7 protein-coding genes are annotated in these 6,704 nt (G+C 63.8%); 4 read left to right on the forward strand and 3 right to left on the reverse strand.

Annotation, left to right across the window (positions count from 1 at the left end; translation table 11 throughout):
* Positions 1–663: LysR substrate-binding domain-containing protein (locus EOC06_RS22985; RefSeq protein WP_245469936.1), on the reverse strand; the 663-nt coding region annotated here is incomplete at its 3' end.
* Between the two features lie 91 nt (positions 664–754).
* Between EOC06_RS22985 and EOC06_RS22990 the strand changes: the two genes are divergently transcribed.
* Complete coding sequence (locus tag EOC06_RS22990; RefSeq protein ID WP_128308863.1) at positions 755–1,627, forward strand: aldo/keto reductase family oxidoreductase; 873 nt, start codon at positions 755–757, stop codon at positions 1,625–1,627.
* Positions 1,628–1,806: 179 nt separating this feature from the next.
* Here the strand turns inward: EOC06_RS22990 and EOC06_RS22995 are convergent, their stop codons facing one another.
* A complete protein-coding gene (locus tag EOC06_RS22995) occupies positions 1,807–2,865 on the reverse strand; it encodes a glycerophosphodiester phosphodiesterase family protein (RefSeq protein ID WP_128308864.1) in 1,059 nt (352 codons plus the stop codon).
* A 97-nt stretch (positions 2,866–2,962) separates the two neighbouring features.
* A complete protein-coding gene (locus EOC06_RS23000) occupies positions 2,963–4,171 on the reverse strand; it encodes an acyltransferase (protein WP_128308865.1) in 1,209 nt (402 codons plus the stop codon).
* Between the two features lie 123 nt (positions 4,172–4,294).
* Here EOC06_RS23000 and speB point away from each other — a divergent pair, with 123 nt between their 5' ends.
* From speB to EOC06_RS23015, 3 genes are all read left to right on the forward strand, one after another.
* The gene (gene speB, locus EOC06_RS23005) at positions 4,295–5,302 is read left to right on the forward strand and encodes an agmatinase (protein WP_128308866.1); all 1,008 of its coding nucleotides are present in this window, start codon (positions 4,295–4,297) and stop codon (positions 5,300–5,302) included.
* Positions 5,303–5,332: 30 nt separating this feature from the next.
* Positions 5,333–6,259: an N-acetyl-gamma-glutamyl-phosphate reductase gene (gene argC, locus EOC06_RS23010; RefSeq protein ID WP_127329685.1), complete on the forward strand. Its 927-nt coding sequence runs from the start codon at positions 5,333–5,335 to the stop codon at positions 6,257–6,259.
* Positions 6,259–6,704, forward strand: a 446-nt coding sequence (locus EOC06_RS23015; protein WP_281062102.1) for an aminoglycoside phosphotransferase family protein, incomplete at its 3' end; no start/stop codon positions are given. The genes argC and EOC06_RS23015, both read left to right, overlap by 1 nt.

Genomic DNA, 6,704 nt, shown 5'->3' on the forward strand with positions numbered 1-6,704 from the left:
CAGCGGCCCTGTCGGATCGACCCGCACCACCTCACCGTCGCGCTCGAACTCCCAAGGCAGCATCGCACCGCTGGCAAAGCGCCCGCGCACGCAAGAGTGGCCAAGCAGGTCGCTCGGGTGTTGCGGCCGCCCATGACGAGCAAGATAGGCAGGGCTGGCAGCGGTGGCGAAGCGCTGCACGCGCGGTCCGATCGGCACCGCGATCATGTCCTGCTCCAGCCGCTCGTCATAGCGGATGCCGGCGTCACACCCGGCCGCCAGCACATCGACAAAGTTCTCATCGGCGATCACTTCCAGACGGATGCCGGGATAGGCGGCGAGGAAACCCGGCACGATATCGGGCAAGATCAACCGCGCGGCGCTGACCGGCACATTGAGACGCAGCGAGCCCGCCGGCCTGTCGCGAAAGCCGTTCACCACGTCCAGCGCCGCCTCCACCTCCGACAGCGCCGGGCCGAGCCGCTCCAGCAGGCTGAGGCCGGCCTCGGTGGGAACAACGCTGCGCGTCGTGCGGTTGAACAGCCTGACACCGAGCTGCACTTCCAGGCGACGCACCGCCTCACTCAAGCCCGAGGCGCTGCCGCCGCTCGCACGCGCGCCATCGCGAAAACCGCCGGCGCGCGCCACCGCCACGAAGGCGTTCAGATCGCTGAGGTCCATCATTGTTCGCCATTCCGCACGGCCTGTGTGGATTGTACCGGATTATCACGAGGTTGGGCAGCGCCTATCTCTGCCTCCTCAAAGGAGATCAATCATGTCCAACATCCAACAATCCGGCACCTTCAAGCTCGGCAATCATACCGTGAAGCGGCTCGGCTACGGCGCCATGCAGCTCGCCGGGCCCGGCGTGTTCGGGCCGCCCAAGGACCATGACGCGGCACTGGCCGTGCTGCGCGAGGCGATTGCGCAGGGGATCGACCATATCGATACCAGCGACTTCTACGGCCCGCACGTCACCAACCGGCTGATCCGCGAAGCACTGGCACCCTACCCCGACGATCTCGTCATCGTCACCAAGATCGGCGCGCGGCGGGGGCCCGATGGCTCCTGGCTGCCGGCTTTCTCTCCCGAGGCGCTGACCCAGGCGGTGCACGACAATCTAAGCAATCTTGGGCTCGATGTGCTCGACGTCGTCAACCTGCGCATCATGTTCGATACCCATGGCCCCGCCGAGGGATCGATCGAAGCGCCACTCACCGTCCTGGCCGGGCTTCAGCAAAAAGGTTTGGTCAGGCATATCGGGCTGAGCAACGTGACGCCGGCGCAGATCGCCGAAGGGCGCCGTATCGCCGAGATCGTCTGCGTGCAGAATCAGTACAATCTTGCGCATCGCGGCGACGACGCCCTGATCGACGACCTTGCCCGCGACGGCATTGCCTATGTGCCGTTCTTCCCGCTCGGCGGCTTCAACCCGCTGCAATCCTCCACCCTGTCGGACGTCGCAACACGCCTCGGCGCCACGCCAATGCAGGTTGCGCTCGCCTGGTTGCTGCGCCGCGCGCCCAACATCCTGCTGATTCCCGGCACATCGTCGGTCGGACATTTGCGGGAAAACCTCGCTGCGGGCGAACTGGAGCTTTCGGATGATGTGCTTCAGGAGTTGGATGGGATGGCGATAGCGGCTTGAAGCTAGCCAATCTCCCCCCTTGAGGGGGAGATGTCGCCAAAGGCGACAGAGGGGGTCGGCACGACCGGGCGCGACCTCCTGCGGCAGATGAAGGTTGGCGCTCTGTGCGCGGCGACCCCCTCTGGCCTGCCGGCCATCTCCCCCTCAAGGGGGGAGATCGCTGTTCCAGCGGCGAGCCTCTAATTGATGCTCGCCGTATTCGCCGGCTCAACCGGCCGCTCCCCATCTGTATAAGACACGCGAAAACCATTCGCCGTCAGCCATACGATGGCTGCCTTCGGCTCGTCCGTCTGGATGATTGTGGCGCCGCGATCGGCCCAAAAACCCCAGACTTCGCGCGGCAGGCTGGCCTGCACCGCCAGTTCGTCGCCGCGGCCGCCGGCCAGGAAGCCGCCCGGCTTGTTGGCGATGGCGTAGGTGTCGGCCCAGATGTGCCAGTTGCCCCTGACCGCGGCCGCGCGCATGCGCATGCTGAACAACGGTCCGCCGGTCTCGGTCAGCGTCTCGGCGCCTGCCCGCCAGTTGATCAGCTCGATTGCGCGCGGCGAAAAGGCATGGCCGACCGTCCGGGCGAAGCCGGCATCACGCACCGCGTCATCGGCGATGATCGGCATGAACTGGAAGCCGCCGCCGATAGCGGTCATTGCCGCCTTGACCATGGTGATCCGGTTCTGGTTCCACAAATTCTCCTTGACGATAACCTGCTCGGCCATGCCGAGATCGCGAGCCACCGCGATCATGCCCGAGAGGTCGCCGACGTCGAGCTTGTTGTCGAGGTTGATGAGGATCCTGTCCCTGGTCGCCATCAGCATCTCGCGCAGCGTCGAGACTGTTTCACCCGTCACCGCACCGGTGCCTTCGACCACCAGCCTGCAGGTCTTCAGTTCGGCCAGGGTGTATTTGACCACCTCGCCCTTGCAGGTGGTGGTGCGGTCGAGCCAGCTGTCATGCATGACGACGAACTCACCGTCCTTCGAGCGCCTGATATCGACCTCGACGATTTCTGCGCCCATGGCGATCGACCCCTCCACGGCGGCAATCGAATTTTCCGCGTAGAGCGTCTTGCCCGCCTGCATGCTGCCGGCGCGATGCGCGACCACCATGATGTGGTCGCGCCACTGGTTGGCGTGCTCGAAGCGATCAAGAATCTGCCTGGCGCGAGTCTCGCCGGCCAATGACTGGCCAGAAAAGGCCGCAAGTGACGAGGAAAACAGAAGGCTCAGCCAGATGGTCCGCATCGAGAATCGCTCCTTGCCGGATCGAGATCGGCATAGGCGACCCTCGTGACATCCAGGTGAACGAAGCCGGCTAGCGGTTGTTCGCGGGGAGTGCGCGTCAGATGCGTTTCGAGAGCCGGCGGAACCACGCCATGGCCGGCATCTCGACAAAACGCCAGGTGATCCAGGAGGCGGCAATGGTGGCCGCGAGCATGACGACGATCGCCAATGCTCCCGTCCAGCCGGCGCCGAAGCCGGTGGCAGGCTGGCCGCGCAGCATGAAATCGCCCATCAGGCCGAGGCCGAGCTTGCGCTCGACGAGCCCGGCGATGTTGATCAGGCGCGCCTGGACGAAAATGTGGACCATGTAGATCGAGTAGGACAGCGCGCCGAGCGTCAACATGAACGGGGTTCTCAGCAGGGCGCTGATCCAGCCGCCCTCATGGGCGAACAGGAACAGCGCCAGCGCGAACACCAGGGGTGCCGCGATGCCGAAATCATTGCCGCCCGCCAGCGAGACGAATAGCACGATGTCGGTCACCATGACGATTTCGGCAAGGGTCCAGTCCATCCGCGGGCCGCTCCTGGCGAGGGCCTGTCGCGCCCCTGCAATGGAATCATGCTGAAACCAAGCCAGCAAGGCGCCGAGCGAGAAGCCGTACAGGCAACGGATGAAGCCGAAATCGAAGGACACATCCATATGATGGGTCGAGAAGCCGAGCAGGAACAGCGGCGCGGTGACGGCGGCGGCGACGAACCATATCCAGGCGCGCGCACCGGCGACGAAGACCACGCCGGCAAACAGGAGATAGGCGAAGAACTCGGCCGAAATGCTCCAGCTTGGCGCATTCCAGGTCAATTGATCCTCGAAACCGACACCCTGGAGCAGAAGAAGATTGGCAAGCAGGCTGCCGAGGTCGAAGCCTCCGCTGAAGGGGGCAGCCCCGGTGCCGTGCAATTGCGGCAGCATCAGCCGCAGCAACTCGAAGCCGGCGAAGGCGGCAAGCATGAGCAGATGCAGCGGGTAGATGCGGCCGAAACGGACCAGTGCGAAGCGCGCGACCTGTTCCGGCTGGTTCAGCCGATCGCCGTAGCTGCTGGCGATGACGAAACCGGAAAGGACGAAGAAAAAATCGACGAACAGGTAGGACGAACCGATGAAGGCGCTTTGCGAAATCGTCGACCCGGTCGGGAAGTGAAACAGCGCCACCAGAAGCGCGCAGATGCCGCGCCACGAATCGAGGACCAGGAAACGTTCGCCGGCGACCGTGCCGGTGCGGGCGGACGCCACGACACGGGCGGGGTTGAGAAACGCGGTCTGCGTCATGATGATACAATCCTGTCTTGCCGTGGCACTCGGGCAGCGCCATTCCGTCTCGCCAAGCTGTGACTGGCATCTTCCGTGCCGGTTCTGTAGTTGTTGCACCCCGATGAAAAACGAGGATCCGTAATGGCGAACAACAACGTCGACAACGCCTTCACCGCCCGTTCCAAAACGGGCGCCGCGTTCGAGCCGACCTATTCCGGCGCGCTGTCGTTCATGCGCCGCAAATACACAAAAGACGTGAAGGGCGCGGACGCGGTGGTGTGGGGTATTCCCTTCGATGCCGCCGTCACCAACCGGCCGGGCGCCCGCTTCGGGCCGCAGGCGATCCGCCGCGCCTCGGCGATCCTCGATAACGACCCGCAATATCCGTTCTCACGCGATTTGTTCGAGCATCTGGCGGTGGTCGACTATGGCGATTGCCTGCTCGATTCGGGCAATCACCAGAAGACACCCGGCACGATCGAACGTGAAGCGGCCAAGATCCTGAAGTCCGGCGCCTTCCTGCTGACGCTCGGCGGCGATCATTTCGTCACCTGGCCGCTGCTCAAGGCGCATGCCGCCATCCATGGTCCGCTCGCCTTGGTGCAGTTCGACGCCCATCAGGACACCTGGCCGGACGACGGCAAGCGCATCGACCACGGATCCTTCGTCGGCCGTGCCGTCAAGGAAGGCATCATCGACCCCGACCGCTCGATCCAGATCGGCATCCGCACCCATGCACCCGACACGTTCGGCATCAAGATCCTCCATGGCCATGAAATCGAGGAGATGCGGGCGTCCGATATCGCCTACGCCATCGTCGACCGCACCGGCGGCAAGAAGACCTACCTCACCTTCGACATCGACTGCCTCGATCCGGCCTACGCGCCTGGCACAGGCACGCCAGTTGCCGGCGGGCCGTCCTCGGCGAAGATCCTGTCGACGCTGCGCCAACTCAACCAGATCGATATTGTCGGTGCCGACGTCGTAGAGGTTGCGCCGGCCTATGATCACGCCGATATAACGGCGATCGCCGGCTCTATGGTGGCCATGCAATATCTCGGCCTGCTGGCTGAGCGAAAGGCCCGGCTTGAAGAGTTGAACAACGGCAACCACAATGGTGCCGCAGTGATTCAAGGGCAGGGCATATAATCTTGAAATATCAGGGAATTTGATCAACCCATGAAACCGAAAATCTTCATCGACGGCGAACACGGCACCACCGGCCTGCAGATCAGGGCGCTGCTTGCCGAGCGCAGTGATCTGGAGATCATTTCCATCCCGACCGAACGCCGCAAGGAAACGGCGGCGCGCGCCGAGTTTCTCAACGCCGCCGATGTCGCGATCCTGTGCCTGCCTGACGACGCGGCGAAGGAAAGCGTCTCGCTGATCGCCAACGACACCACCAAGGTCATCGATGCGTCGACCGCGCATCGCGTGGCGGAAGGCTGGGCGTATGGTTTCGCCGAGATGGACAAGGACCAGGCAAAGGCGATCGCCTCGGCAAAACGCGTCGCCAACCCAGGCTGCTGGCCGCAGGGACCGATCGCCACGCTACGGCCGCTGGTCACGTCAGGCCTGCTGCCGGCGGATTTCCCGATCACCGTCAACGGCATTTCGGGCTATTCGGGCGGCGGACGGCCGATGATCGAGGACTATGTCGCCAAGGGCGAGGAAGCCTCGGAATTCCTGCCCTACGGCCTCACGCTTCAGCACAAGCACGTGCCGGAATTGAGGGCCTATGCCAGGCTGTCGCATGATCCGATCATGCAGCCGGCGGTCGGCAATTTCGCGCAAGGCATGATCACCGTCGTGCCGTTGCAGCTTGGCGGCCTCGACCATGTGCCGACCGGTGCGGAGCTGCATGCGGCGATTGCCGACCATTTCGCCGCCATCAAGGGCGGCGTGGTCGAAGTGGCGCCCTATGCGCATTCGGAGCGCATGCCGGAGATCAATCCCGAGGTCTACAACGGCACCAACCGGATGAAGGTCTATGTCTTTGCCAATGACAAACGGGCGCAGGCCCTGCTGCTGGCGGTCTATGACAATCTTGGCAAGGGTGCCTCCGGTGCCGCCGTGCAGAACATGGACCTGATGCTCGGCCTCTGATGGACACGCCAGCCTTTCCGGCGCGCTGGAAAGTCAGCGCGCCCGAACTCATTGCCGAGACCTTTTCGAGCCGCATCTGGAAGGTTTTGCGCGAAGACGGCTCGCCGGCGATCGTCAAGGCGCTCAAGCCTTTCGACGATGTCGCCGACGAGTTGCGCGGCGAGCATTATCTCGCCTGGCGGCGCGGCGCAGGCGCGGTGCGCCTGCTCGGCCGCGACGGCCACAGCATGCTGCTGGAATATGCCGGTGAAACGCTGCTTCAGCAAGTTCTCAACGAACAGGGCGACTTTGTAGCGACCGTAATCGCGGCCGAGGTGATGGCGAAGCTGTTGTCACAGGGGAAAGACCCCTTTCCGCCCGAACTTCAGCCGCTGAGGGAACGGTTCGCCAGCCTGTTCAACAAGGCAAATGCCGATCGCGACGCCGGCCATGACAGCCTCTATGT

Source organism: Mesorhizobium sp. M7A.F.Ca.MR.362.00.0.0, assembly GCF_004023175.1.
Classification (GTDB): Bacteria; Pseudomonadota; Alphaproteobacteria; order Rhizobiales; family Rhizobiaceae; genus Mesorhizobium.